The organism is Thermanaerothrix sp. (assembly GCA_026417795.1).
Lineage (GTDB): Bacteria > Synergistota > Synergistia > Synergistales > Synergistaceae > Thermanaerovibrio.
In genome coordinates this window covers 1-25,514 of the sequence record JAOACP010000029.1, presented here as the reverse complement: position 1 = coordinate 25,514, position 25,514 = coordinate 1, and the positions used below count along the sequence as shown (strand labels likewise).

Sequence of the window (25,514 nt, the reverse complement as noted above, 5' to 3'; positions counted from 1 at the left end):
TATTTCGTTTGGATTCTTAGGTGAGGCAACGTTCCCTTTTCGTTTAGATTTTACGTGAGGCAATTCGTGCCCTTGAAGGGCTGCCTGTTAAGGGATATAATTTGGGGTCGATTGGGGTGTAGCCAAGCGGTAAGGCAGCGGACTTTGGATCCGCCATTCGATGGTTCGAATCCATCCACCCCAGCCATTTGGTTTGGTGGGGGGCCTGTGGGCTTCCCTTATTTGTTGTGGTCTTGAGAGATCAGAACTTGCGAGAGAGGGTGGATCCTTTGAGCGCCGGCTTGGTGGGTGGCCTGGTTTTAGCAGCTGGTAAGGGGACGAGGCTTAAGAGCAGCACGCCCAAGGCCCTCTTCCCGATACTCGGTGAGCCGTTGGTTTACTATCCCCTTAGGGCCATGGAGGAGTGCGGTCTTTCTCCCATGGGCGTGGTGGTGGGGCACGAGGGGGAGGCGGTGGCTTCCCGGATAAGGGATTTGGGGTTTGATGTCTCCGTGTCCTTCCAGTCTCCCATGCTTGGGACCGCCCATGCGGTTCTGTGCGCCAGGGATTGGTGGCGGGGGCTTAAGCACCTCCTGGTTTTGCCGGTGGATGCCCCCATGTTGTCGGGGGATACTTTAAAGAACCTGGTGGATGCCCATCTCTCCCAGGGGAACCTTTGCACCCTTCTCGCCTTTGAGGCGGAGAATCCCTTTGGATACGGCAGGGTTATATGCTCCGGCGGCTCGGTCCGCATCGTGGAGGAAAAGGACGCCTCCCCAGAGGAGCGGGTGGTGAGGCTCTGTAATGGCGGTGTGTATGTGTTCGACGTGGGGGCCCTGGGGGGGGTGTTGGATCGGCTTGATAACCGCAACGCCCAGGGGGAATATTATCTCCCCGATGCGGTGTCCCTGCTCTCTTCGATGGGGTCCATAGGGGTTTTGTCCGTTGACGAGGATGAGCTGAGAGGTATAAATGACCCCTTGCAGTATGCGCAGTTGGCCGAGTTGTTGAGGCTTCGCATACTTACCCGTTGGCTCTCGTCGGGGCTTAAGTGCTTGGATCTCAACTCCGTGTGGATAGGCCCCAGGGTGGAGATAGGCCATGACGTTTGGGTGGAGCAGGGGGTTACGGTGATAGGGAAGTCCCGCATAGGAGATTCCTGTCACATAGGAGCCATGTCTTGGCTGAACCACGTGGAAATGGGCAGAGGCTGCCGGGTTTGGGGAAACGTTAGAATGGAGTCCGCCAAGCTTGGGGATGACGTGCAGGTTGGGCCTTTTGCGTTCCTGAGGGATGGGGTTATCATGGAAGACGGTTCCCTGGCGGGGCGTTTTGTTGAGATAAAGAAGAGCCGGGTTGGCGAGGGCAGCAAGGTTCCGCATCTATCCTACGTGGGGGATGCTTCCATAGGTAGGGGTACGAACATAGGGGCTGGAACCATAACGTGCAACTATGACGGGGTATCCAAAAACCCCACGGTAATAGGGGATGGCTGCTTCATAGGCAGCGACACCATGTTGGTCGCGCCGGTCAGCGTGGGGGATGGGGCTACGACTGCCGCAGGTTCTGTGATAACCCAGGACGTACCTGCCGGCTCCTTGGCGGTTGCCAGGGCGAAGCAGAGGAACGTGGAGGGGTGGAGCCGGCGGAGACAGAAAAAAGATTGAGGAAGGGTGTTGCGTGATGACGGCGGGGCTCAAGGAGATAAAGGTTTTATCCGGCAGCTCGCATCCTCAGTTTGCGGAGAGCATATGCATGAATCTGGGGGTGCCCCTTGCGGCTTGCAAACTCTTCAGGTTCTCCGATGGCGAGATAGGGGTTTCCATTGAGGAGAGCGTGAGGGGTGCGGATGTTTACGTGGTGCAGCCCACCTGCAACCCGGTCAACGAGAACCTTATGGAATTGCTGGTGATGGTGGACGCCCTTGCGAGGGCTTCCGCTTACAGGATAAACGTGGTTACTCCCTACTTTGGTTACGCCAGGCAGGATAGGAAGACCCGCTCCAGGGAGCCCATCACCGCCAAGTTGGTGGCCAACCTGCTCAGCGTGGCAGGCACGGACAGGATGATAGCCGCGGACCTTCATGCGGGTCAGATCCAGGGCTTCTTTGACATACCCGTTGACCATCTGACCGGGATACCCCTTTTGGCATCCTACTTCAAGAGGACATTGAAGGACGACATAGAGGCCGACGGCGTAGTGGTGGTCTCTCCGGACATTGGCGGCGTGGTGAGGGCCCGTAACTTTGCAGGGCACCTTAATGCGGATCTGGCCATAGTGGATAAGCGCAGGTCCCATGAGGTGGCCAACTTCTGTGAAGTTATGGAGATAATCGGGGATGTTAAGGACAAGGTGGCCATATTGGTGGACGATATAGTGGACACCGCCGGCACGCTGGTGAACGCCGCCAGCGCCCTTATTGAGAAGGGGGCCCGGAGGGTCTTGGCCTGCGCCACCCACGGTGTTCTGTCCGGTCCCGCGGTGGACAGGATTCGCTCCTCCGTAATAGAGGAGCTGGTGCTTACGGACACCATACCCATGAGCCAAGACAAGATGTGCGATAAGATAACCACCCTTTCAATAGCGCCGCTTTTTGCTGAAGCCATAAGGCGTATACACTCGGATCACTCCGTGAGCATCTTGTTTCATCAGCGCCCCTCGCGCTGAGTCGTAATAAAAAATCAAAAAAGGTCGTAGTAGTCGCGGGGCGGGAGTTTTCGCCTTTATGGTGCCCCGGGGATCTGCGTCGGAGGAGGATGAAGGATATGAAGGAAAGGGTAAAGGTGCAGTTTCACGATAGGGATGGCCTTGGCAAGGGAGCCTGCAGGAAGCTTCGCGGTGAGGGTATGATCCCGGCGGTGGTTTACGGCCCCTCCTATGAGGCTGGCGTGGCCGGATACGTTAACGCCAAGGAGGTTCAGGCGGTGTGCGCCAGCGAGAGTTGGGAGACCACCGTTATTGAGCTGGCGGTGAACGGGAAGCAGGAGATGGCGCTCATAAAGGAGATCCAGCGCCACCCCCTTACCAGGGATCTGGTGCATCTGGACTTCCTCCAGATGGTGAAGGATCACAAGGTGAGGGTTCAGATCCCTGTGCACCTGCACGGTAAGGACGTGTGCGCTGGGGTTAAGCAGGGCGGTGTGCTTGAGCAGTACCACTATGAACTGGTGGCGGAGGTGTTCCCCGAGGATATCCCGGAGCGGGTGGACATAGATGTGAGGTCCCTTGAGATGGGTGGCGAGGTGCGGATTTCGGATCTGCAGTTCGGCCCCAAGGTCCACTGGGTCTTGCCGCAGGATACGGTGGTGGTGGCGGTTTCTTCCCCGGAGGAGGAGGCGGAATCTGCCGAGGGTGAGCCCCGTGAGGTGGAGGTCCTGGCTAAGGGCAAGGCCAAGAAGGGCGGAGAGTAGGGGTCTAGCGACCTGTCATGAGGTTGATCGTGGGCCTGGGTAACCCAGGCCCTCAATATGTTTGGACCAGGCACAACGCAGGGTGGCTTGTGATTGATCACCTGGTCCAGGCTTTGGGGGCGGGGGCTCCAAGGGAGAGGTTTAGATCCCTGTTCTGGGATTCCGTAAGGATCGAGGGAGAGACGTGCTGCCTCATGAAGCCCACAACGTACATGAACTTGAGTGGTCTTGCGGTTATGGAGGCGGTGGGTTACTTTAAGGTCCCCATAGGTTCAATAATGGTAGTATATGACGATGTGGCCCTTCCATTTGGGAGGCTCAGGATGAGGGACCGAGGCAGCGCTGGAGGGCAGAAGGGCATGGCCTCTGTGATAGGTTCCCTTGGGACCTGCGATATACCTCGTCTTAGGATCGGGGTGGGCTCTCCTAAGACCCCCAGGGGGGATCTGGCTCAATGGGTGTTGTCTTGTCTGTCGGAGGAGGAGAGAAAATCTTGGCCCTTGGTGGCCCGCTGTGCGGAAGAGGCCATAAGGCTTTGGATACGATCGGGGGTTGAGGAGGCCATGTGTCGAGTGAACTCCAAGGATTTCTGCCCGATTGGATGACCGGTTCTCCTCTTTTCCACGATTGACTGTTATGGGAGCTATGGAAGGACATCGTTTTTTTCGTGTGCCAAGGGGAGCGGCCAGGGCCCTTTGGTTGGAGTCTGTGAGGTCTGAAACGCCGCTTCGGCGGAGGCTGGTGGTGCTGCCCGGTTCTTCGGAGGCTGGGGCTTTGAGGGGGGACCTTCTAGCCCTTGGCACTCATGAGCCCTTGGATTTGCCGGATCTGCCGGTGGCTGGACACGATGGGTACGGTATGGAAGCCCTTCTCCTGCACAGGGGAAGGGCCGTCTTGCGTTGGGTCCACCAAGGCGGCACCATGGTAGCCTCTTCGGCGGGGCTGGTTTTGCCGTTCCTCTCGGAGTCTCAGAGCCTGTGGGTTGCCGTTGGGGAAGAGGCCAGGAAGGAATTGATTTCTTGGCTCTCCTCCCAGGGCTACGAGAGGGTGTCCGTGGTTTGGGCTCCCGGACAGTGGGCCCTCAGGGGGGGGCTGGTGGACCTTTTCCCTCCCGGAGAAGGGGCTGTCAGAGTGGTCTTCGACGATGACCAGGTGACGGAGATACGGTTTTTTGACACGTCCACCCAGAGGACCGTTGGAAGGCTGAATGGTTTTCACGTCCCAGCCCTCAAGGGGCTTGGGGCCAGTGATTTTGCCGCCTTGGGAGCGGACTTTGATTTGGTCGTATTTGAACCTAGGGAATGCGAGATTCAGAGCGAGGCTTCGTCATGGTTGTGGGCTGAGCTCAGGAGGTCATTCCCCCGCCTTCCGGAGGGGACCCGTTGGGAGGTAGTTCTTCCCAGGGCTTCAAGGGTCCTTTGCGCCACCTGCTCAACCTCTCCCGGAGCTTCGGACACTGGGTTGATTCAAGTGCCCGGTTTTGCTGGGAGGTTGCGGGATGCGGAGTCTTTCGGCCGAGAACTAAGAGAGAGAGGGTACAAAACCCTGTTTTTCGGCGCCACCGAAGGCTATCTTGAATGGGCCGCTAAGGCTGGATTTGAGACGATTCCGAAGCTTATTTCAGAAGGCGTTCTGGATAGCAACAAGGGGGTTCTTTACCTGTCCGAGGCCGATGTGGCAGGGCCAGGCGGGATAACCCGGGGTGCGGCATCGCTGGTGCCCCCTTCGGAACTGCTGGACGATATGACCCTTGGGGATCTCATGGTCCACGAGGATTATGGGGTATGTCGATATCAAGGCATTGAGAACCTCACCCAGGGAGGGGTGCCTCAGGACTATCTGGCCTTGGAGTTTGCCGGCGGCAGCCGGCTCCTGCTGCCTACGTACCGCATAGCCAAGCTGCATAGGATTGAATCTCCTCCGGATCATCAAGTGGAGTTGGATTCTCTGAGAAAGGGCAGATGGAAGCGGAGCTTGGCGGAGGCCCGCCAGAAGGCCCGGGAGGCGGCGTCCAAGCTGCTGGAGGCTCAAGCCAGGCGGCAGATGCAGAAGGGGATAGCCTTTGAGAAGCTTACGGAGGAGATGGAAGCCTTAAGGTCCACGTTTCCCCACAGGGAGACCCGGGACCAGCTTCGCTGTTGGGAGGAGATATGTGCAGACATGGAACGCCCCATCCCGATGGACAGGGTTCTCGTGGGGGATGTGGGCTTTGGGAAGACCGAGCTTGCCCTGAGGGCCGCCTTCAAGGCCGCCATGTCAGGTTATCAGGTGTTGGTCATAACTCCCACTACCCTTCTAGCCGCCCAGCATCATAAGACCTTCTCCGAACGGCTTGCTGCCTTTCCCATAAGGGTGGAGGCGTTGTACCGTTTTGTCCCCAAGGCTAAGCAGGATGCCATAAGGGCGGATTTTGGACAGGGCAAGGTGGACGTACTGATAGGCACCCATAGGGTTCTGATGGACGACGTGTCTTGCAGGAATCTGGGGTTGGTGGTGGTGGATGAGGAGCACCGTTTTGGGGTCATGCAGAAGGAACGATGGAGGCAGCGCTTCCCCAGGGCTGACGTTCTCATGCTTTCCGCCACCCCGATACCAAGGACCCTGCAGCTTGCGTTAAGCGGTTATCGAGACATATCGGTGCTTTCAACCCCGCCGGTGGACAGAAGGCCCGTGGTGACCGTGGTTTCCCCGTGGCAGGACGCTCTGGTGGTAGGATCGGTTATGAGGGAGGTAAGCCGGGGAGGACAGGTTTTCTTCGTTCACAACAGGATACAGTCCCTGCACAAGGCCTATTTGCGCCTTAAGGCTCTTTTCCCGGACCTCAGGATCCAGGCGGCCCATGGGAAGATGAGGGACCGGGAGTTGGAGGACGCGATGATGGCGTTTATGGAGGGCCGGGTGGATATTTTGTTGTGCACCACCATAATAGAGAGCGGCCTTGACCTCCCGAGAGCTAATACCATAATAGTCGATGAGGCTCACCGCCTCGGGTTGGCCCAGCTTTACCAGCTTAGGGGCAGGGTCGGTCGCCGAAGCGATCAGGCCTTTGCCCTTTTTCTCTACCCCGATGGGCTCTCGAGGGGAGGTTCCCTGGAGCGCTTGGAGGCCATAGGATCCATGGACAACCTCGGGTCTGGGTTCCACCTGTCCATGGTGGATCTCTCCCTGAGAGGAGGAGGGGAACTGGTTGGGACATCCCAGCATGGGTACGTCTCAAACCTGTCTCCTGAGCTGTACTTCCGGCTGCTGGAGGAGGAAATGTCCCGCCTGAAGGGGGAGGGCCTGGAGATGCCCCAGGTGGATTGGGAGGACTCCCCCACCCTGCCGGGATGGTATCTGGAGGACACTGCCACCCGGGTTAGGTTGTACAGGAGGCTCTTTGGGCCCTTGGATGAGAAGGAAGTGGATGATCTTAAGGGGGAGCTGGAGGATCGGTTTGGGCCTGTCCCGCCGGAGGTGGAGATGTTGTTGCTGGCGGCGCTGTGCCGGGCTCGGCTTAAGGGGGTTGCCTCATCCATCCTGTTCGGACGGTCCGCATTGCGGGTTAACCTCATTTCCCCTGATGACTTTAAGGCGATTAAGCTCCCCGCCGGTTGGCGGGTTTGTGGCAAGTTCATCGAAGGTCCTACTGGGCTTGCTGGGGCCAGGGGATTGGCGGAGTTGGCGTTGCTGTTTGCCAATTGCATCCGATGACCTCTCGCCCCGGGAGGGTATTTGGGGGACGCGAATAGGCGGTTCAAGCTTGGAGGTGACGGGTAGGTTGGAACCTATGATTGGGGACAGGGTGAATCAGCTGGTGGCCGTTATGGAGAAGCTGAGATCCCCCGATGGCTGTCCCTGGGACAGGGAGCAGACAATGAGTTCTTTAAAGCGGTATATAATAGAGGAGGCCTTCGAGTTGGTTGAGGCCATTGACTCCGGTGACCTTGGGGGGATCAAGGAAGAGGCCGGGGATCTGCTCCTTCAGGTGGTGTTCATCTCTCAGATAGCCAGGGAAGGCGGGTACTTCAACCTTGGGGATGTGGTGGATTCCCTGTTGGCCAAGCTGGTGGAAAGGCATCCCCACGTCTTCGGAAAGACCTCGGTGTCCTCCGCGGAGGAGGTGAGCCGGAACTGGGAGGCCATAAAGTCTCTGAAACGGAGGCGGGAGGATAAGGATCATTCCGCCATGGCTGGCATACCAAGGTCGTTGCCTGGCCTTTTAAGAGCCCTTAGGATCCAGGAGAGGGCGGCGAAGGTGGGATTCGATTGGCCCGCTGGCCAGCAGGAGCCGGTGTTCCGCAAGATCCAGGAGGAGGTTGAGGAGGTACGGGAGGCTATCGTCTCAGGGGATCTTAGAACGGTGACGTATGAGATCGGGGATCTGCTTTTTGCGGTGGTCAACCTTTCCAGGAGATTGGGGGTGGATCCGGAGGAGGCCATCAGGGCTACTTGTGATAAGTTTAGCAGGCGTTTTAGAACCATGGAGGAGGCCGTTGCCTTGGAGGGTAAGGGGCTTGGGGCCCTTTCCCTTGAGGAGTTGGATTTGCTTTGGGATGACGCCAAGGCCGCCGAGGGGCCGTGAAGAGGGGTTGCGTCCGTTGTAGGCCGTTGATGGCGGAGATCGACAGGGCAAAGAGGTTAGAAATTAAAAACGAGGGGAGAAGTGATGTCAGTGGAAGAGGGGATCAGGAAGCTCATTGATGAGGAGATAAGGCCGGCCCTGCAGTCTCATGGGGGGGACATAGAGTTTTTGGGGTTCGATGAGGCCGACAAGGTGGTGAGGGTGTCCCTTACCGGTGCCTGTGGAACCTGTCCCTTTGCCCAGGAGACATTGAGGGTTCAGGTGGAGCAGGTGATAAAGCGTTCCTTCCCGGATGTGGCGGCGGTAAAGAGGGAAGGCTAGGGGGTTACGTAGGGTATTCATGGAACTGGGATCCGGGGATAGTTCTTTCAGCCTCAGGGTCAGGCCCTTCCCGGGGCAGGACCAGGTTATCAGGGAGATAGAGAGGGAGTTTGCCCTTGAGGTCTTAGGGCGCGGGGATCTCATAGTGTTAAAGGGCGGGGATGAATCGCAGGTCCGGGGTGTTGCGGACCTGCTGTTCCGTCTTGGGGAGATGGATGACCGGTGGTTGCCCATAGAGCTTCACGTCCTAAGGGAGGCTATGGACGAGATAAAGCGGGGAGGGAGGCTTACCCTTCTGGACCGATTGGGTGATTCCCCGGTTGTTTACCAGACCGCCAAGGGGCGCCAGGTGAGACCCTATACGGCGGGCCAAATTGACTACGTCAACGCCCTTATGGATAGCGAGGTCACCTTTGCCATAGGGCCGGCCGGAACTGGCAAGACCTATCTTGCCGCGGCCTTTGCCCTGTCGCTCCTCAAGAGGGGAGAGATAAGCCGCGTGGTGCTGGTGCGGCCCGTGGTGGAGGCGGGGGAGCGCTTGGGCTTCCTGCCGGGGGACATCATGGAGAAGGTGGAGCCCTATCTAAGGCCCCTGTATGACGCCTTCTTCGACCTTCTAAGCCCCGATAAGTTCATGAGGTTGTTGGACCGCAAGGTCATAGAGATAGTGCCCCTGGCTTACATGCGAGGGCGCACATTGAATGAAAGTTTCATAATACTTGATGAGGCACAGAACACCACCCCAGAACAGATGAAGATGTTTCTTACCCGCATGGGTATGGGGTCCAAGGCGGTGGTGACCGGTGACGTCACCCAAGTAGATCTTCCCCAGGGCAAGGATTCCGGGCTTTTGGGCGTGGAGGCCATACTTGGTGGCATACCTGGGATTTCGTTTGTTAGATTGTCCGCATCCGACGTGGTAAGACACCCTATAGTTCAGAAGATAGTGAGGGCATATGAGGACTACGAGGACAGGGTCAGGGGGGGCTAACGGCAGGCCGCCCCATCGGATGGGCGTTAGGCTTGCTTACAACTGGAGCCTTGACAGGGGGCGATGCGGGTTCGTTGCCCTTACGGTTTTGTTGTCCCTGTTGGGGGTTTTGCTCAACTGGTGGTTGGTGGAGCTGCCCGCGGGTTTTCGGATGGGGGAGCCTTCCCCAAGGACGTATAAGGTAAGGCTTGGGTCTGTTAAAGCCGAAGGCCTTTCGGATGGCTTTTTGAACTCCTTGAGCGTCCTTAAGACCGATCCAGGTCAGGTGCTTTCTCAAAAGCTTGTGGGGTTGATCTCTTCGTTTGATAGTAATACCCGGGACAGGTTGCTATCCGCCGCGGTGGCAGCCGGGGATCTTATCTTGAGGGACGGTGGTTTGGGGAGAACCGCAGAGGGTTCCCTTCGGATTGACGATGAGATATGGAGGGCCTTGGACAGCCTATCCCTGCCTCAAGCCCAAAAGAACGTGGTCTTTCAGATCCTGTGGGAGCTTTTTATGGCTTCTCAAAGGCGGGACAGCGCAGGGGGTGTGATAGTTTACGAGGGGCAGACGGTAACCGAGGACATAGCTAGACTTCTGGCCGCGGAGGGATACCGGGACAAGGACTTCCCGTGGAAGCGTTTCCTGTGGGCGGTTTTTGCAGTTGCCTTTTGGGCCAACATGTCCTGGTCGCTCTTTTCCGATGTTGGCAACGGAAGATCATCTTTGGGGCTTTCCCAATGGGGATTTGTGGTGACGGTTATATTCCTCTGTTGGGGGCTGCAGCTTATGGTGTCCTCCTGGCTTGTGGATCTCATGTTCCCTGCGGCGGTGGCTTCCTGGCTTTTTTTGGCCCTTCCCCCTGGCCCTGCCTTTGGTTTGTCGGTGGGATGGGGGATGGTGGGAGCTATAATATGTTTTGTATACTTTCCTCCCTTGGCGGCGATTCAGATCGTCCAGGCGGTCCTGTCCGCCGGGTTGGGGTATTCCCTCCTTAGGGGGCTTTCGTCCAGGCTTTCTCTTCTCTTTCGGTTGGCATACTATTTTGTGCTCATATCCTTGGCGTCCATGTTCGTAAGGTGGGGCTTTGGTTTCCCCGTGGCCACCGCGGCGCTGGTGCAATACGGGGCCTTGTGCCTTCTTTGGCCGAGCGTTGTTTTGGCTTTGTTGCCCCTTTGGGAGCGGATCTTTGGGGTGTTGTCCCCACTTATGATAATGGAACTGAGCCATCCTTCAAGCCCGCTTCTTAAGCGCCTTCAGCTGGAGGCCCCGGGTACTTATCATCATTCCTTGGCGGTGGGGGCCATGGCGGGAGGGGCCGCCGAACTACTGGGGATGGACGGTCTTATGGTAAGGGCCGGAGCCTACTATCACGACATAGGCAAGCTCAGAAGGCCCAAGTTCTTCATAGAAAACCAGACTGGGGGGGAGAACGTTCATGATAACTTATCGCCCTCCCTTTCTGCCCTTGTGATACTGTCCCACGTGAGGGATGGCCTTGAGCTGGCGGAGGAGTACGGGCTGCCGGGTTTTGTGCGGGACTTTATATCCGAGCACCACGGCACCACATGTTTGGCTTACTTTTACAGGAAGGCTAGGACCATGGGGGAGGATGTCCCTATTGATCAATTTTCCTACCCTGGGCCTCCACCCAGGAGCAGGGAGACCGCCCTGGTTATGTTGGCGGATTCTGTGGAGGCCGCGGCTAAGGCCATGGAACATAGGTTGCAAGACCCTTCGGAGGTGGAGGGCCTTGTGGATGAGGTCATAAGGTCCAAGGTGGAGTCAAAACAGCTTGACAACGTGGACTTCACCATGCGGGAGATGCGTATAATAAGGGATTCCTTCATAGGGGCGCTGAGATCCATGAGGCACACAAGACAAGTGCGCCCCATCCAGGGGTCCTCCTGATCTTATCTTAAAAAAGACAAAGAGGAGAGTGGTTTTTTTGCCCCTTGAGGTGGCCCTTGATATTCAAGGGAAGGTGCCGGAGGATCTGTTCGGCAGGGAGTTGGCGGTATGCTCTGCTTGGGAGGAGTTCCTTAAGACCCGTTGTGAGCTCCCGTCGTTGGTGTCCAAGGTTGAAGTTGGAGTTACGTTTGTCGAAGATGAACAGATGATAGAGCTTAATTTAAAATATAGGGGCATTGATTCGGTCACCGATGTGTTGTCCTTCCCCCTGTGGGAGGAAGGGGGGGTATTTGTTCCCCCTAACTGGCAGGTCTTGCCTCTGGGAGACGTGGTGGTATGTCCCGGTGCGGTGGAAAGCTTGGACGGTAGTTTTACGAAGGGTTTATTGTTGGTAATTCACCACGGATTTCTGCACCTTTTAGGCTATGATCATGTGGAAGATGAAGAAAGAGAGGTCATGTGGCGCCTTCAGGATGAGCTGGTGGAGCGTACGGTATAATTGGGCCATCCTGTGGTGCTTTAATGATTCTAAAGGAAGGGAAGCCCTGTGAGCGAAGAGGTAGGCAGTAAACTTCTATATCTTTTGTTCCTTCTGTTGATGTCTTTCATCTTTAGTGCCATGGAGACCGCGATGACGACGGTCTCGAGGGCCAGGCTGGCCACATTGGAAGAGGTTAATCCTTCAAGAAGGGGCCTTATTTCCTGGCTGTCATCCAACCGGCAGCGGGCTCTTATGGTTACCCTCCTGGGTAACAACCTGGTAAACATAGCCTCCAGCGCCATCGCATCGGCGGTGGCGATAACCTTGGTTGGGGGCAACGGTATTTGGATATCCGTTTTTCTAATGACCGCGGTTATAGTTTTCTTCTGCGAGATCTTGCCTAAGGCCTCCGCCATAGCCAGGCCCGACGGTTTTGTGGTTCTTCTGCTGCCCCTCATAAGGTTTTTGAGTTTTATCCTATGGCCCCTGATCTCAATAGCGGAGATGTTAGTTTCTTTAATTGGCCGTATATTTGGAGTTAAGCTCCAGACCTCCACGTTGATCACCCGGGAGGAGATAGATCACATAGTCAAGGAGGGCAGTGCCAGTGGTGTCCTTGAGGAAGACGAAAGGAAGATGATCCACGGGATAATCTCCTTCGAGGAGACCAGGGTTTCAGAGATAATGGTCCCCCGCACCGATGTTACCGCGGTGGCAGCCTCCAGCTCCGTGAGGGATGCCATAGACATATTCATGGAGAGCGGCCATTCAAGGATGCCGATCTTTGAAGGTGACATGGACCACATCGTGGGGATCCTATATGTTAAGGACCTGCTTCGAAACCTGACGGTTGGGGATGTGGATGGACCTGTGGTTGAATGCAAGCGGCAGAGCCTCTTCGTCCCGGAGACCATGAAGGTGGCGGAGCTGTTTGACAGGATGAAGAAGACAAGGGTTCACATGGCCATAGTGGTGGACGAGTACGGTGGAACTGCGGGTCTTGTGACGCTGGAGGACCTGATAGAGGAGATAGTCGGTGAGATACAGGACGAGTATGACGAGGAGGTTCCTCCGATACAGGCCGATGGGGATGGTTTCTTGGTGCAGGGACATGTGCACCTGGAGGATCTTTCCGAGGCTTTGGGCTATACATTTGAGGCGGAGGATGTGGATACCGTCGGAGGACTGGTTTTGTCTTTGTTCGGTGGATTCCCGGAGGAAGGCCAGTCCATTGAACATGGGCCATGGATCATTGATGTGACCAAGGTGGGGAACTACAGGATTCTTGAGGTTCGATTCAGAGGCCGGGAAGGCCGGGGATGGGAGGAGTAGCAGATGGTGGATCTTGCAGAGGAGGAACTGGACGGCCTTTGGGAGCTGGCCCTTAAGGCCAGGGAGAGGGCCTACAGCAGGTATTCTGGGTTTTCCGTTGGAGCTGCCCTTATGTGTGAAGATCGCAAGGTGTTTCTTGGGTGTAACGTTGAGAACGGAAGCTACGGCCTTACCCAGTGTGCCGAGCGTTCTGCCATATGTTCAATGGTAGCTGCTGGGGGATCTAAGCCTGTGGCCATAGCGGTTAGAGGCCCTGAGGAGGTCGACTGCTCTCCCTGCGGCGCCTGCCGTCAGGTTCTTATGGAGCATAACCCGGATATGCTGGTTCTTTTTCAGTGGGGCGGACGCCGGGTGGAGGTGCTTGCCAGGGAGTTGCTCCCCTATGGATTTGAACTGGATGAGTCCATGGATATTGGGGGATTAGACCGATGACTCAAGGGGCCCACAGGGCCGGTTGTGTGGCTCTATTGGGGCGCCCTAACGTGGGGAAGTCCTCGTTGGTAAACGCCCTGGTGGGAGAAAAGGTAATGGCGGTGTCCCCCAAGGCCCAGACCACCAGGCACGCCATAAGGGGAATAGTAAACGGGGAAGGTTATCAGATAGTATTGGTGGATACCCCGGGCGTGCACGAACCAAGACACGACCTTGGAAAGTTCATGATCTCCCAGATTAGGGCCGCCCTTGATGAGGTGTGCGGGATCTGTTTTGTGGTGGATGCCACGTGCGACAGGGTTTCCATCATGGATGAAAGGGTGCTTGAGTGGATATGCGAGGCTGGCCGTCCCGCCGCCCTTTGCGTAAACAAGGTCGATCTGCTGAAGCGTAAGGACCAGTTCTGGGACGTGGTGGCCCTCTTCCAGGATCGTTACGGGTTTGACGCGGTGGTCCCGGTGTCCGCCGTTCAGGGGACCAATTTGGATGTTTTGAAGGATACCATGGTTGCTTGGCTCCCAGAATCGCCGCCCCTTTTCCCCGAGGAATTTTTGATAGACAGGACCGAGCGCTTCCTGACGGAGGAGATAATAAGGGAGAAGGTTTTCCTTGCGGTGGAGGAGGAGGTTCCTCACTGTGTGGCGGTGGTCGTGGAGTCCTTTAAGAGCCCCGATGAGTATCCCGATAGGAAGACCCTTCACATAAGAGCGTCCATAGTGGTGGAGAAAGAGGGGCAGAAGGGGATCCTCATAGGCTCTGGAGGCAAGATGATTCGGTCCATAAGGCTTGCGGCGGAGGAGGAGCTGGAGAGGGTTTTTGGGTACCCAGTGGATCTGGAGCTGTGGGTAAAGGTGAGGCCCCGGTGGCGCAAGAACCCGTCCATGCTGAGGAACTTAGGATACGGTCAGTGAGATGGGCTTTGAGGTGAGCCATGGGACTGTCCCTTCCGCTTCACCTTCACTGTGACCTGTCCCCCCGAGGTCCCTTCAGGGCCTCGGGGGTGGTCCTTAGGAAGGAGGAAAGGGAAAGGGGGCGCCGGGTCCTCTTCTTTTTGCGGGGGTATGGTACCCTTTGGGCCACGGTACCCCTTGGAGGCAGGTCAACCCTTGGGGGGGCTTCGGAGGTCATGTCGTGGGGGGAGTTCTCTTTTTACCGCGGCCACAGGTCAGTGGTGCTTAAGGACGCGGTGATAAGGGCCAGCTACCTGGATCTTTCGGGACGACCGGATGCTCTCAAGTGCTTCATAGAAGCATGTGAACTTCTTTCATCCCTGCCGTGCATGATGCGGCGGGATGACCTGCTTAAGCTTCTGTGGGCCCTTTTCATCGGGCTCGGGGCTGGGGTGTTTCCCCCCGTCGCTTTTGTAAGGTTTCTTGGGCGCTGGCTCAGACTGGAAGGGGTAATGCCGGATCTTTTTAGGTGCTGCCTCTGTGGTTCCCCGGTCACCTCCCGGTGGGGACTTGCGGAGCAAGGGGTTGTTTGCTGTGGTGTTTATGCGGTCATCGGGGCCGATGTAATGGCAGAACTGTTGAGGACTTTGTACCTTAGGCATGATGATTTCGTGAAATGGAGTCTTGCCCATTTTAGGGGTCCTTCGGCGGATGAGGGGCTTGGGGTTTGGGAGCGGATCATCCGCTGGATGAGGGGCTTTTTATTTGAAGCGAACATACTTTTGGGGAGGGAAGGGTCTTGAACTTTCAGGAAATAGTCATGCGGCTTGAACGTTTCTGGGCGGACCAGGGATGTGTCATCCAACAGCCATACGATATAGAGGTGGGGGCTGGCACCATGAACCCCGCCACCACCTTGAGGGTTTTGGGGCCTGAGCCTTGGCGGGTGGCCTATGTGGAGCCCTCAAGGCGTCCCACCGATGGGAGGTACGGGGAGAACCCGAACCGCCTCCAGCACTATTATCAGTATCAGGTGATAGTGCAGCCCGCTCCGGATGACATCCAGGACATATACTTGGACAGCCTTAGGGCCCTTGGGATAGATCCCTCCGAGCATGACATAAGGTTTGTGGAGGATGACTGGGAATCCCCCACCATAGGCGCTTGGGGGCTTGGGTGGGAAGTTTGGCTTGACGGCATGGAGGTTACGCAGTTTACCTACTTCCAGCAGGTGGGCGGCATTGACATGGAGGCGGTGCCGGCGGAGATAACCTATGGTTTGGAGCGCATCGCCATGTTCGTCCAGAAGGTGGACAGCGTTTATGACCTCCAGTGGGTAGGGGATGTTAAGTACGGGGATATTCACCATCAGGGAGAGGTGGAGCATTCCACCTACAACTTTGACGTTTCCGACCCGAAGATGCTGTTCGAGTTGTTTGGCCATTACGAGAGGGAGGCTAAGAGAGTTCTGGACGCCGGTTTGGTGCTTCCAGCGTACGATTACGTTCTAAAGTGCTCCCATACGTTTAACTTGCTTGATGCCAGGAGCGCCATAAGCGTCACCGAGCGGACCGGCTATATAGCCCGGGTCAGGGCTCTGGCGGGAGCCTGCTGCAGGGCCTACTGGGAGCAGAGGAAGGCCATGGGATATCCCCTCATGGGTAAGTTCAAGGCTTTTGACGGATCTTTCGGGGGAGGCGAGTGATCATGATGGCGGTTAGAGATCTTCTCTTCGAGATTGGCACCGAGGAGATACCCGCGTCCTTCCTTTCCTTTGGTCTTGAGGAGATAAAAAGGCTGGCAAAGGAAGAGTTTGAGGGCGCTGGATTGAGGTATGGGGGCATGGAGTCATACGGCACTCCCCGAAGGCTCACCCTGTATGTGAAGTCCTTGAGCGAGAGGCAGGAGGATCTGGAGGAGGAGGTAAGAGGACCTCTTTGGAGCCAGGCTTTCGATCCTAACGGCTATCCCACTAAAGTGGCGGTTGGATTTGCGAAGAGCCGCGGCGTAGATGTTGAGTCCCTTCAAATGCGGGAGTTTAAGGGCGCGGCTTACGCCTTTGCGGTGGTTCGCAGGGAGGGCCGCAACACATCGGAACTTCTGCCTGATATGCTGCAGCGAGTTCTCAAGCGGTTGATATTCCCCAAGAACATGTATTGGAGCGACCCCGCTGTTAGGTTTGCGAGGCCCATAAGATGGCTTGTGGCCCTTTGGGGTAGCGATGTGATCCCCCTTGTGGTTGGAAATGTCAAGAGCGACAGGATAAGCCGGGGGCATCGGTTCCTTGGCAAGAGGAGCATAGAGATCCCAAGCGCTGGGGACTACCTGAACTTGCTTTACAGCGAGTTTGTCATAGCTCATCCGGAGAAGAGGCTGGAGAAGATGCTCTCTGCGGTGGCGGCTTTGGAGAAGGAGATGGGCGCAAGGGTGGAACTGGACAAGGACTTGGTGGAGGAAAACGTAAACCTGGTGGAGTATCCCGTGCCTTTTTACGGCACCTTCGATCGGTCCTATCTGGACATACCTGAAGAAGTCCTTACCACCACCATGAAGAAACACCAGCGCTACTTCCCCGTTCGCGATCGGGACGGCAAGCTGGCGAACTTCTTCGTCGGTGTAAGCAACAACCAGGCCACGGTGATGCAAAACGTAAGGGAGGGGAACGAAAGGGTCTTAAGGGCCCGTCTTTCCGACGCGGCGTTCTTTTGGGAAGAGGATCGCAAGAAGGACCTGGCCAGCCGGGTTGAGGGTCTTAAGAACGTTGTATACCAGGAGAAACTGGGGTCCTTGTACCAGAAGGTGGCGTCGGTAAGGGAGTTAGCCCTTTGGCTTACGGATCATCTAGGTCTTGGTGATAAGCGGAATCTAGTGGATAGAGCTGCCTATCTATCCAAGGCGGATCTCGTTACCAGCATGGTATACGAGTTCCCGGAGCTTCAGGGGGTAATGGGAAGGGAGTATGCCCGTTGCAGCGGGGAAAACCCCGAGGTGGCGTTGGCTTTATATGAGCAGTACCTGCCGCGTTTTGCCGGAGATCAGCTTCCCAAGGGTATGGTTGGGGCGGTCATAGGTTTGGCAGAGCGGGCCTATACGATAGTGGCAATCCACCACGTGGGGGTGGAGCCCACCGCTTCCCAGGATCCTCACGGCCTAAGGCGTGCCTCCCGGTGCATAAACGAGATAATCTGGGGGTTGGGCTTGGATGTGTCCATAGACCTTTTGTTCCGGAAGGCTGGAGAGATACTTAGCTCCGACGGTTCGGTGGTGGATAGGGCCCTTGACTTCTTCCGGCAGCGCCTTTTGATCCAGCTTAAGGAACGGGATTTCAGCCATGGCCTTGTTAGCCTTGCGGTGGATTGCATCGGCAGGAGGCCTCTGCAGACCCTGAAGCTGATCGAGGTTTTGGAGGGTCTTAAGGGTGAGGAATGGTTCTCCAATCTGGTCACCGCCGCCATACGGGTTCGGAACATACTGGTGAAGGCCAAGGACGAGGTGGTCGGGGAGGATCTAAGCGGATCTAGCGGGGTGGAGCTGGAGTTGGTGGAGGAGCTCCGGATGGTAAGGCCGCAGGTGGAGGGGGCGTTGGATTCCTTTGATTGGCAGGAGATGGCCCGCCTTCTGCACCGTTTGGAGGGGCCCGTTAGCCGGTTCTTCGATGGGGTCATGGTCATGGATCAGGACCTGTCGGTAAGGGCCCGCAGGCTTGGTATACTTAAGGAGGCCCAAGGGTTGTTCGACCTCATTGGCGACTTTACAAAACTTAAAGGCGAGGTGCGTTCATGAGCCCTGATCTTGTAGAGCTCTACGTGGTGTCAGACTTCACCGGCGAGACCGCCGAACATGTGGCAAGAGCGGCGGTGAGCCAGTTTGGACCGGACGCGGTTAACCTGGTGCGTTTCCGTTACGTGAGCGATGAGGAGAGAGGCATGGAGGTCCTTAGGGCCGCAAAGGAGAGGAGCGCGGTCTTGGTGTGTACCCTTGTGGATCATGGCCTTCGCCGGTGGTTTGTGAAGATGGCTCAGGAACAGGGCAACGAGGTGGTTGACATACTTGGGCCCATCCTTGAGATATTGGGTAAAAGGCTTAACAGGCAGCCGTTGGAGACCCCTGGCTTGCTTCGGCGGATGGATGAGGAGTACTTCCGCAGGGTTAAGGCCATAGAGTTTGCCATCCGTTGTGACGACGGGAGGTCTCCTGAGATGTTGGATCAAGCGGAACTTGTGGTGGTAGGCGTATCCAGGACCAGCAAGACCCCGCTGTCCATGTACCTTGCCCACAAGGGTGTGGCTACTGCTAACGTTCCTCTTGTGCCGGAGGCAGAGCCGCCAGCGGAGCTGTTTAAGGTTCCTGCGGGGAGAGTTGTTGGGTTGGTGATAGCTCCGGAGAAGCTCATTCAAATAAGACGCGAGAGGCTTAAGGTGTTGGGCCTTGACGCGGATGTGTCGTCCTACGCTCAGTGGGAGAGGGTGGAGGAGGAGCTTGGATTTGCCAAATCCATAATGAAGCGCATAGGTTGCCGGGTGTTCGACGTGACCAACCGGGCCATAGAGGAAACCGCGCAGGAGATCCTGGATTACATAGGGAAGTAGCCCTTATCTGAGGCTTGCGTAAGAGAATATAAGAGAGGCGAGGGGGTTTGCCTTATGTCTGGCAATAGGTGGGTTTACGAGTACGAGCAGGGAAGCGCTGAGATGAAGGGGTTGTTGGGGGGCAAGGGGGCAAACCTGGCCCAGATGTGGAACATAGGGTTGCCTGTTCCCCCGGGGTTCATAATAACCACCGAGGCCTGCAAGGCCTACTGGGCGGATCCCAAGGGGCTCATGGACGCCGTATGGCCCCATGTGTCTGAAGCGGTGGCCCGGCTTGAGGAGAGGACTGGCAAGGCGTTTGGCGGAGACCGCAATCCCCTGCTGGTGTCCGTGCGCTCCGGAGCCCCGGTTTCAATGCCTGGAATGATGGACACGATCTTGAACCTAGGTCTCAACGAGACCACGGTGAAGGCATTGGCGGAGGCATCTGGGGACGAGAGGTTTGCATGGGACAGCTACCGGCGGTTCATTCAGATGTTCTCCGATGTGGTTTTGGGACTTGAGATAGGGGAGTTTGAATTCCTGCTGTCCAGGGCTAAGGGAGAGCAGGGATGTTCCTACGACCACCAGCTTACCGCCGATTCCCTGAAGAAGCTGGTGGGGCAGTACTTAAAGCTTGTGGAGTCCAAGGGGCTGTCATTCCCGAGGGATCCTTGGGAGCAGCTTAGGAAGGCTGTGGAGGCGGTCTTCAAGAGCTGGAACACCCCAAGGGCGGTGACATACAGGAACATACACAACATTCCCGATGATCTTGGAACCGCGGTGTGTGTGGTCTCCATGGTTTACGGGAACCTCGGCGACGATTGTGGAACCGGGGTATGTTTTACCAGGGATCCCTCTACGGGCGAGAAGCGGCTCTATGGCGAATTTTTGGTTAACGCACAGGGGGAGGATGTGGTGGCCGGCATAAGGACGCCCAGGCCCATATCTGATCTTAAGGAGGCCATGCCGGAGGTTTACTCGGAGCTGGTGAGGCTCACGGAACTTCTGGAGAGGCACTACAGGGACATGCAGGATATAGAGTTCACCGTGGAGAGGGGTAAACTATACCTGCTTCAGACCCGCAACGGCAAGAGGACCGCAAAGGCGGCGGTTAAGGTTGCGGTTGACATGGTAAGAGAGGGTCTTATTACCGTGGAGGATGCGGTAAGGCGGGTGACCCCTGATCAGGTGGAGCAGCTTCTGCACCCCCAGCTGGACCCGTCCCTTAAGTTTGACGTCTTAGCCAAGGGCCTTCCCGCTTCCCCAGGGGCCGCGGTTGGCAAGGTGGTCTTTGATGCCGACGAGGCGGAGCGGATGGGGAAGAACGGAGAGGACGTTATCCTGGTTAGGCCGGAGACCACGCCGGATGACATACATGGACTTTTTGCCGCAAGGGGTATCCTCACCAGCCACGGTGGGATGACCAGCCATGCGGCGGTGGTGGCCCGAGGACTTGGCAAGCCCTGTGTCTCCGGATGTGAGGCTTTGGACATAGATCTGACCCGGGGTGTCATGCGGGTAGGGGGCAAGGAGATACGCCGCCATGAGGTCATAACCATAGATGGGTCAAGGGGTTTGGTGGCCCATGGGGCGTTGCCCTTGGTGCAGCCCAGCTTTACGGAGGATTTTAAGGAACTGCTGAACTTTGCTGATCGGCTGTCCAAGTTGGAGGTGTGGGCCAACGGGGATACGCCGGAGGATGCGGAGAGGGCCAGGGGTTTTGGGGCCAAGGGCATAGGGCTTTGCAGAACCGAGCACATGTTCATGCAGGCGGACCGTTTGCCGGTGATGCAGGAGATGGTGGCCTCCACGGAGCGGGAAGAGCGTCTGGAGGCCTTAGGTAAGCTTAAGGCGATGCAGCGGGAGGACTTCGTGGGTATATTCAAGGCCATGGAGGGGTTGCCGGTTACGGTGCGGCTTCTGGATCCTCCCCTTCACGAGTTCCTGCCCAAGGTTCCGGAGATGACCGAACGCCTTAATGAGTTGATCGCCGATGGCAAGGGAGATTCTACCGAGGCTTGCAAGATCAGGGCGCTCATTCATAAGGCGGAGAGCTTGAAGGAGGCGAACCCCATGTTGGGATTCAGGGGTTGTCGCTTGGGGATAATATACCCGGAGATATATGAGATGCAGGTGGAGGCCATCTTCGAGGCGGCGGTGGATCTTATGCGGCAGGGGGTGGAGGTGTATCCGGATATAATGATGCCCCTGGTGGGGACCTATGAGGAGATGCGCCGCCTTAGGGAGATGGTTGACCGGATAGCTCAGCGGTTTGAGGCCGAGCTGGGGCGGAAGATCCCATACATGGTGGGTACCATGATAGAGGTTCCCAGGGCGGCCCTCATTGCCGGAGAGTTGGCCAAGGAGGCCGAGTTCTTCAGCTTTGGCACCAACGACCTTACCCAGACCACCTTCGGCTATTCCAGGGATGACGCGGAGGGCAAGTTCCTGGCGGAGTACGTGAGGATGCACGTTTTAGGGGATAACCCCTTCCACGTCCTTGATCGCTCCGGAGTTGGCCGACTTCTGGAGATAGCGGTATCGGAAGGGCGGGCCCAGAGGAAGGACATTCAGATAGGCATATGCGGCGAGCACGGGGGCAATCCCAAGAGCATTGCCTTCTGTCATCGTCTGGGGCTTAAGTACGTCAGCTGTTCTCCGTTCCGTGTGCCGGTGGCAAGGTTGGCCGCAGCCCATGCGGCGATGGGGCTCATAGACTAGTTTTCTTCAGTGGTTTAGCGGCGTTGCCGGCTTTTGCGCCTTTGGCAGCAGACGTGTTTTGCTAGTCCAAGTCATCGAAAACGAAGCGGGGGCGGATGGGTTTATCCTTCCGCCCCGTTTGTGCATTTGCATGGGAGGTGATTTTTTGGATGTGAGGAGGATTTTGGAGCGCCGGGAGGAGGAAACCCTCTCTCCAAAGGCGTGCCTTGCGTCCAGGTCCAAGGGTAGGGAGGTGGAGGAGGAACCTTGTGGTTTTCGAACCTGTTTCCAGAGGGATCGGGACAGGATAATCCACTCTAAGGCGTTTAGGCGCTTGAAGCACAAGACCCAGGTGCTTTTGCTTCCCGAGGGGGATCACATAAGGACCCGTCTTACCCACACGTTGGAGGTGGCTCAAGTGGCAAGGACCATCTCCAGGGCCCTCTTCTTGAACGAGGACCTTACGGAGGCCATAGCGTTGGGGCACGATCTAGGGCACACTCCCTTTGGTCATATGGGGGAGCGGGTCTTAAACAGGCTTAGCCAGGAAAGGGGACTTGGTGGATTTCATCATGCCCCTCAGAGTCTCAGGGTGGTGGATCACCTGGAGAGGGATGGCAAGGGATTAAACCTCACCTGGGAGGTACGGATGGGGATACTCCAACACTCCAAGGGGCAGGTGGACGTTTCCAAGGGTTTTGACCTGGATGATCCTTCCAGCATGGAGGCTTGGGTTGTGAGGGTATCAGATTCCATAGCTTACCTTAACCACGATCTCGATGACGCCATAAGGGCTGGTTTTGTAAGGCCCGAGGAACTGCCGTCCGGCGTTGCCCGGTTGGGTGTCAAGGCTTCCAAGAGAATCGGGGCGATGGTGGAGGATGTGATACGCCAAAGCAAGGACAGAAAGGACAGAATAGCTTTTAGCAGCGACATGATGGCCGTAATGGAAGAGTTAAGGGTGTTCCTGAACGAGAAGCTCTATAGATCCAGGCGGGTAATTGAGGAGGAGCCTAAGGTGGAGCATCTCATACGGTCTCTTTTTCAGCATTTTGAGAGAAGCAGGGCTGATTGGGATACCCAGAGGATAATCGACCACATATCTGGCATGACGGATCGCTATGCCCTTTTGTGCTTTCAGCGCATAGCGGTGCCCAATCCGTGGGGGGTTAGTTTGGAGGTTATTTGAAGTTTAAGGCTTGCTTGGGTGACGGTGAAGACGATTTGAGGGACATGCCCCCGGTTAAGGATTTGAGGTTGTACTTCGGGGATGACTTGCTGAATATGGCAGCAGATAGATGTGAAATAAGGGGTTGAAACGGCTGTAGCGGGTAATGGGATGGCAGGTTTTTTGCTTTAATTTGCCGTGTTTTGCAAAGGAGAAGGAGGGGGATGGCCCCCTCCTTCTGGATTTTAAAACCGGCATTAGTCGCTTATGTTGTATTTTTTGAGCAGGTTTTCGTACTTTTTTTCTACCTCGTTAGACGGGCTTGGGTCCACCTTGTAGGGGTTGAAGGATGGATTGGGGGCCGGTGCGGTGGTGGTCTGGGGCTTTTGAACTTTTGTTGGAACTGGAGCCGGGTTGGGCCCGATGCTGGAGGTAGCGGGTGTTGCAGGCGGTGTACCGTACCGCATGGCGTATCTGGAGGCGGTGTAATCGTCGTCTGTTGGAGACAGGAGCAACTGAGGCGCGTTGGGGTCCGAGTTTGCGGCGCTCAGGCTTCCGCCGTGAAGGGGGCATTGAGCGGTCGGGGACTGCCCGGACTTTATGGCCAGGTAAGCGGACGGGCAGGATGGGGAGGCCAGGAAGCCGGTTTTTTTGCAAAGCTTAACAAATTCTACATTAACCCCAGAGGGAACCTGGAACCTTTGGGGCAGTTTGCGTGCCCTTACGACCCCTTGGACGAACTCCTTCCATATGGGGGCTGCCACCTTGCCGCCTGTGGCCTTGGGGCCCAGGGATTTGTGGTTGTCGTTGCCGGCGTAAACCGTTGCCACAAGACCCGGCACTCCCCCAACGAACCAGGCGTCCCCCCAATCGTTGGTGGTGCCTGTCTTGCCGAAAACCTGGTAGCCCGGTACCGACGCGGATCTTCCCGTTCCCCAAAGAACTACCTGTTCCAGCAATGTCCTCATCTCCAACGCCGATTCCGGGGATATGGCCCTTTCGAGCTGCGGCCCGTTCTTCTCCAACACCTCTCCGGAAGGAGTTCTTATCTCCTTTATGGCGAAGGGGGTTATCCGGTAGCCGCCGTTGGCGAAGCAGGAGAAGGCGGAAGCCATCTCAAGGGGGGTAACGCTGGTGGATCCCAGGGCGATGGACAGGTCGTCGGGCAGGTAGGGAGAGGTTATGCCCATGGCTCTTGCGGTATCCTTTATGGTTTTTATGCCTACCACCTGTGCAAGCCTTACGGCCGGGGTGTTGAGGGATCTCGCCAGGGCGTCGATTATGGAGACCTCTCCGTCGTAGCTTCCGTCGTAGTTTTTAGGCGCCCAGCCGTTTGGGAAGGATAACGGGGCATCCAGTAGGTGATCCACGGGCCTGTAACCGTTTTCCATGGCGGCGGTATAGACTATGGGTTTGAAGGCCGATCCCGGCTGCCTGAAGGCCTGTACCGCCCTGTTGAACTTGCTCTTTTCGAAGTTATGCCCCCCCACCATTGCCAGGATCTCCCCAGTATCCGGGTTAAGGGCTATCAGCGCCCCTTCTGTCCTAAGCTTTGCGAAGGCCCTCTCGGCTGACCGCTGGATGTCAAGGTCCAGGGTGGTTTGAATGGTGAGCCCCCCTCTGTATATGGTGGCGGTTCCGTAAGTGGGGAGCAGGTTCTTGAAGAGGATATAGGATACGAAATAAGGGGCCTCCTGTTGGAATGAAGAGGAAGACCTGCGCCCCTTAAGGTGCAACGGAGCCGATTCTGCGGTCTTGTACTGTTCCGCCGTTATCCATCCTAGCTCCAGCATTCGGTTCAGCACGTACCTTTGCCGAACCTTTGATGCGGAGGGGTTCTTGATTGGGGAGTAGTACTCCGGGGCGGCTATGAGCCCCGCCAGAGCCGATGCTTCCGACAGGGTAAGATCTGATGGGGACTTTCCGAAGTAAACCTGGGCGGCGGAGCCTATGCCATAGGTGCCGTGCCCCATGTATATGGTGTTGACGTACATCTCGAGGATTTGGTCTTTGGTGTAAACCCTCTCCAGCCGTAAGGAGAGGACCGCTTCCTTTATTTTCCTGGAGAGTTTTTTCTCGTGGGATAAGAACATGTTCCTGGCAAGCTGCTGGGTTATGGTGCTTCCCCCTTGTCTTGCCTTTTTGTGGAGAAGATCCACTAGCATGGCTCGGACTATGCTGGAGGGGCTGAGTCCTTGGTGTTCGTAGAACTCGCTGTCCTCCGCGGCGAGCACCGCCTTGATGAACCACGGGGAGACCCTGTCCAGGGGGACTATGGTCCTGTCTTCCTCGTAGAGTTTGGCGATGACCCTGCCGTTTCTGTCCAGGATGGTGGTGGCCTGGCTTGGCTGTTTGGAGAGGATTTCCTCGGTGGTTGGCAGTTGCGATGAAACCTCCCTAAGGAAGAAGGTTAGCCCCACCGAGGCGGCCGCGGCACCCAAAAGGGCCAACAGGAGAAGGATTGATAGGAGGAACTTTACGATGCCTCCCTGACGTTTAGCGTTAAAGAAAAGATTCATGGCGCCTCCTTTGTCGATTAAAAAGGTCTGTATGGATATGGGAGATTATAGCACCTTAGGGGGACAAAAAAATTTTGCCAGGGGGGCTTGCGCGATCGTGGAACTCGTGATAGACTACCCCCTGTCGCCGATGGCGACGGGCACCATGCCAACTGAATACGGCGCAATGGACAGCAAAACGCCTTTGAGTTTAAAGAATTGCTAGGAGAGTTTGATCCTGGCTCAGGACGAACGCTGGCGGCGTGCTTAACACATGCAAGTCGGA

Annotated in this window: 20 protein-coding genes, 1 tRNA gene and 1 rRNA gene; 21 read left to right on the top strand and 1 reads right to left on the bottom strand. The window is 56.6% G+C overall.

Annotated elements, in window-relative coordinates; all coding sequences use genetic code 11:
- Positions 1–112 precede the first annotated feature (112 nt).
- The 20 genes from N2315_06995 to N2315_06900 all read left to right on the top strand — a co-directional run bounded on the left by N2315_06995 (position 113) and on the right by N2315_06900 (position 22,751).
- A tRNA-Gln gene (locus N2315_06995) sits at positions 113–187 on the top strand.
- Between the two features lie 46 nt (positions 188–233).
- Positions 234–1,646 carry a bifunctional UDP-N-acetylglucosamine diphosphorylase/glucosamine-1-phosphate N-acetyltransferase GlmU gene (glmU, locus tag N2315_06990; GenBank protein MCX7828936.1) on the top strand — a complete coding sequence of 471 codons (1,413 nt, stop codon included), beginning with the start codon at positions 234–236 and terminating at the stop codon, positions 1,644–1,646.
- A gap of 16 nt (positions 1,647–1,662) precedes the next feature.
- Positions 1,663–2,646, top strand: coding sequence for a ribose-phosphate pyrophosphokinase (locus tag N2315_06985; GenBank protein ID MCX7828935.1), 984 nt, complete (start codon positions 1,663–1,665; stop codon positions 2,644–2,646).
- A 98-nt stretch (positions 2,647–2,744) separates the two neighbouring features.
- The gene (locus N2315_06980) at positions 2,745–3,389 is read left to right on the top strand and encodes a 50S ribosomal protein L25 (protein ID MCX7828934.1); all 645 of its coding nucleotides are present in this window, start codon (positions 2,745–2,747) and stop codon (positions 3,387–3,389) included.
- A 17-nt stretch (positions 3,390–3,406) separates the two neighbouring features.
- On the top strand, positions 3,407–3,994 hold the full coding sequence (gene pth, locus N2315_06975) for an aminoacyl-tRNA hydrolase (protein MCX7828933.1): 588 nt from the start codon (positions 3,407–3,409) through the stop codon (positions 3,992–3,994).
- Between the two features lie 64 nt (positions 3,995–4,058).
- Positions 4,059–7,082 carry a DEAD/DEAH box helicase gene (locus tag N2315_06970; GenBank protein ID MCX7828932.1) on the top strand — a complete coding sequence of 1,008 codons (3,024 nt, stop codon included), beginning with the start codon at positions 4,059–4,061 and terminating at the stop codon, positions 7,080–7,082.
- 76 nt (positions 7,083–7,158) lie between these two features.
- Entirely contained in the window at positions 7,159–7,953 is a 795-nt protein-coding gene (gene mazG / locus N2315_06965) for a nucleoside triphosphate pyrophosphohydrolase (protein ID MCX7828931.1), read from the top strand.
- Between the two features lie 84 nt (positions 7,954–8,037).
- Positions 8,038–8,274 carry a NifU family protein gene (locus N2315_06960; GenBank protein MCX7828930.1) on the top strand — a complete coding sequence of 79 codons (237 nt, stop codon included), beginning with the start codon at positions 8,038–8,040 and terminating at the stop codon, positions 8,272–8,274.
- Positions 8,275–8,293: 19 nt separating this feature from the next.
- The gene (locus N2315_06955) at positions 8,294–9,265 is read left to right on the top strand and encodes a PhoH family protein (protein ID MCX7828929.1); all 972 of its coding nucleotides are present in this window, start codon (positions 8,294–8,296) and stop codon (positions 9,263–9,265) included.
- A 19-nt stretch (positions 9,266–9,284) separates the two neighbouring features.
- Positions 9,285–11,156: an HDIG domain-containing protein gene (locus N2315_06950; GenBank protein ID MCX7828928.1), complete on the top strand. Its 1,872-nt coding sequence runs from the start codon at positions 9,285–9,287 to the stop codon at positions 11,154–11,156.
- 37 nt (positions 11,157–11,193) lie between these two features.
- Positions 11,194–11,655, top strand: a complete 462-nt coding sequence (ybeY, locus tag N2315_06945; protein ID MCX7828927.1) for an rRNA maturation RNase YbeY — start codon at positions 11,194–11,196, stop codon at positions 11,653–11,655.
- A gap of 48 nt (positions 11,656–11,703) precedes the next feature.
- A complete protein-coding gene (locus N2315_06940; protein MCX7828926.1) occupies positions 11,704–12,969 on the top strand; it encodes a hemolysin family protein in 1,266 nt (421 codons plus the stop codon).
- 3 nt (positions 12,970–12,972) lie between these two features.
- Positions 12,973–13,401 (top strand): cytidine deaminase, encoded by a 429-nt coding sequence (locus tag N2315_06935; protein ID MCX7828925.1) that lies wholly within the window; start codon positions 12,973–12,975, stop codon positions 13,399–13,401.
- Positions 13,398–14,312 carry a GTPase Era gene (era, locus tag N2315_06930; protein MCX7828924.1) on the top strand — a complete coding sequence of 305 codons (915 nt, stop codon included), beginning with the start codon at positions 13,398–13,400 and terminating at the stop codon, positions 14,310–14,312. Before N2315_06935 ends, era begins: the two co-directional genes overlap by 4 nt.
- A 20-nt stretch (positions 14,313–14,332) precedes the next feature.
- A complete protein-coding gene (locus tag N2315_06925) occupies positions 14,333–15,094 on the top strand; it encodes a DNA repair protein RecO C-terminal domain-containing protein (GenBank protein ID MCX7828923.1) in 762 nt (253 codons plus the stop codon).
- Positions 15,091–15,996 carry a glycine--tRNA ligase subunit alpha gene (gene glyQ / locus N2315_06920; GenBank protein ID MCX7828922.1) on the top strand — a complete coding sequence of 302 codons (906 nt, stop codon included), beginning with the start codon at positions 15,091–15,093 and terminating at the stop codon, positions 15,994–15,996. Before N2315_06925 ends, glyQ begins: the two co-directional genes overlap by 4 nt.
- Before the next feature lie 2 nt (positions 15,997–15,998).
- Entirely contained in the window at positions 15,999–18,074 is a 2,076-nt protein-coding gene (glyS, locus tag N2315_06915) for a glycine--tRNA ligase subunit beta (GenBank protein ID MCX7828921.1), read from the top strand.
- Positions 18,071–18,880 carry a kinase/pyrophosphorylase gene (locus N2315_06910; protein MCX7828920.1) on the top strand — a complete coding sequence of 270 codons (810 nt, stop codon included), beginning with the start codon at positions 18,071–18,073 and terminating at the stop codon, positions 18,878–18,880. The genes glyS and N2315_06910 overlap by 4 nt, the downstream gene beginning before the upstream one ends.
- A gap of 54 nt (positions 18,881–18,934) precedes the next feature.
- A complete protein-coding gene (ppdK, locus tag N2315_06905; GenBank protein ID MCX7828919.1) occupies positions 18,935–21,583 on the top strand; it encodes a pyruvate, phosphate dikinase in 2,649 nt (882 codons plus the stop codon).
- A gap of 151 nt (positions 21,584–21,734) precedes the next feature.
- Positions 21,735–22,751: a deoxyguanosinetriphosphate triphosphohydrolase gene (locus tag N2315_06900; GenBank protein ID MCX7828918.1), complete on the top strand. Its 1,017-nt coding sequence runs from the start codon at positions 21,735–21,737 to the stop codon at positions 22,749–22,751.
- A gap of 236 nt (positions 22,752–22,987) precedes the next feature.
- Here N2315_06900 and N2315_06895 read toward each other — a convergent pair whose 3' ends face one another.
- On the bottom strand, positions 22,988–25,249 hold the full coding sequence (locus N2315_06895) for a penicillin-binding protein 1A (protein ID MCX7828917.1): 2,262 nt from the start codon (positions 25,247–25,249) through the stop codon (positions 22,988–22,990).
- Between the two features lie 199 nt (positions 25,250–25,448).
- Between N2315_06895 and N2315_06890 the strand changes: the two genes are divergently transcribed.
- A 16S ribosomal RNA gene (locus N2315_06890) occupies positions 25,449–25,514 on the top strand; the annotation flags it as partial.

Coding starts and splice junctions, on each gene's coding strand:
- N2315_06985 (MCX7828935.1), top strand. CDS start 1,663: ATGACGGCGGGGCTCAAGGAGATAAAGGTTTTATCCGGCAGCTCGCAT.
- N2315_06980 (MCX7828934.1), top strand. CDS start 2,745: ATGAAGGAAAGGGTAAAGGTGCAGTTTCACGATAGGGATGGCCTTGGC.
- pth (MCX7828933.1), top strand. CDS start 3,407: ATGAGGTTGATCGTGGGCCTGGGTAACCCAGGCCCTCAATATGTTTGG.
- mazG (MCX7828931.1), top strand. CDS start 7,159: ATGATTGGGGACAGGGTGAATCAGCTGGTGGCCGTTATGGAGAAGCTG.
- N2315_06960 (MCX7828930.1), top strand. CDS start 8,038: ATGTCAGTGGAAGAGGGGATCAGGAAGCTCATTGATGAGGAGATAAGG.
- N2315_06955 (MCX7828929.1), top strand. CDS start 8,294: ATGGAACTGGGATCCGGGGATAGTTCTTTCAGCCTCAGGGTCAGGCCC.
- N2315_06950 (MCX7828928.1), top strand. CDS start 9,285: ATGGGCGTTAGGCTTGCTTACAACTGGAGCCTTGACAGGGGGCGATGC.
- N2315_06935 (MCX7828925.1), top strand. CDS start 12,973: ATGGTGGATCTTGCAGAGGAGGAACTGGACGGCCTTTGGGAGCTGGCC.
- era (MCX7828924.1), top strand. CDS start 13,398: ATGACTCAAGGGGCCCACAGGGCCGGTTGTGTGGCTCTATTGGGGCGC.
- N2315_06925 (MCX7828923.1), top strand. CDS start 14,333: ATGGGACTGTCCCTTCCGCTTCACCTTCACTGTGACCTGTCCCCCCGA.
- glyS (MCX7828921.1), top strand. CDS start 15,999: ATGATGGCGGTTAGAGATCTTCTCTTCGAGATTGGCACCGAGGAGATA.
- N2315_06910 (MCX7828920.1), top strand. CDS start 18,071: ATGAGCCCTGATCTTGTAGAGCTCTACGTGGTGTCAGACTTCACCGGC.
- ppdK (MCX7828919.1), top strand. CDS start 18,935: ATGTCTGGCAATAGGTGGGTTTACGAGTACGAGCAGGGAAGCGCTGAG.
- N2315_06895 (MCX7828917.1), bottom strand. CDS start 25,249: ATGAATCTTTTCTTTAACGCTAAACGTCAGGGAGGCATCGTAAAGTTC.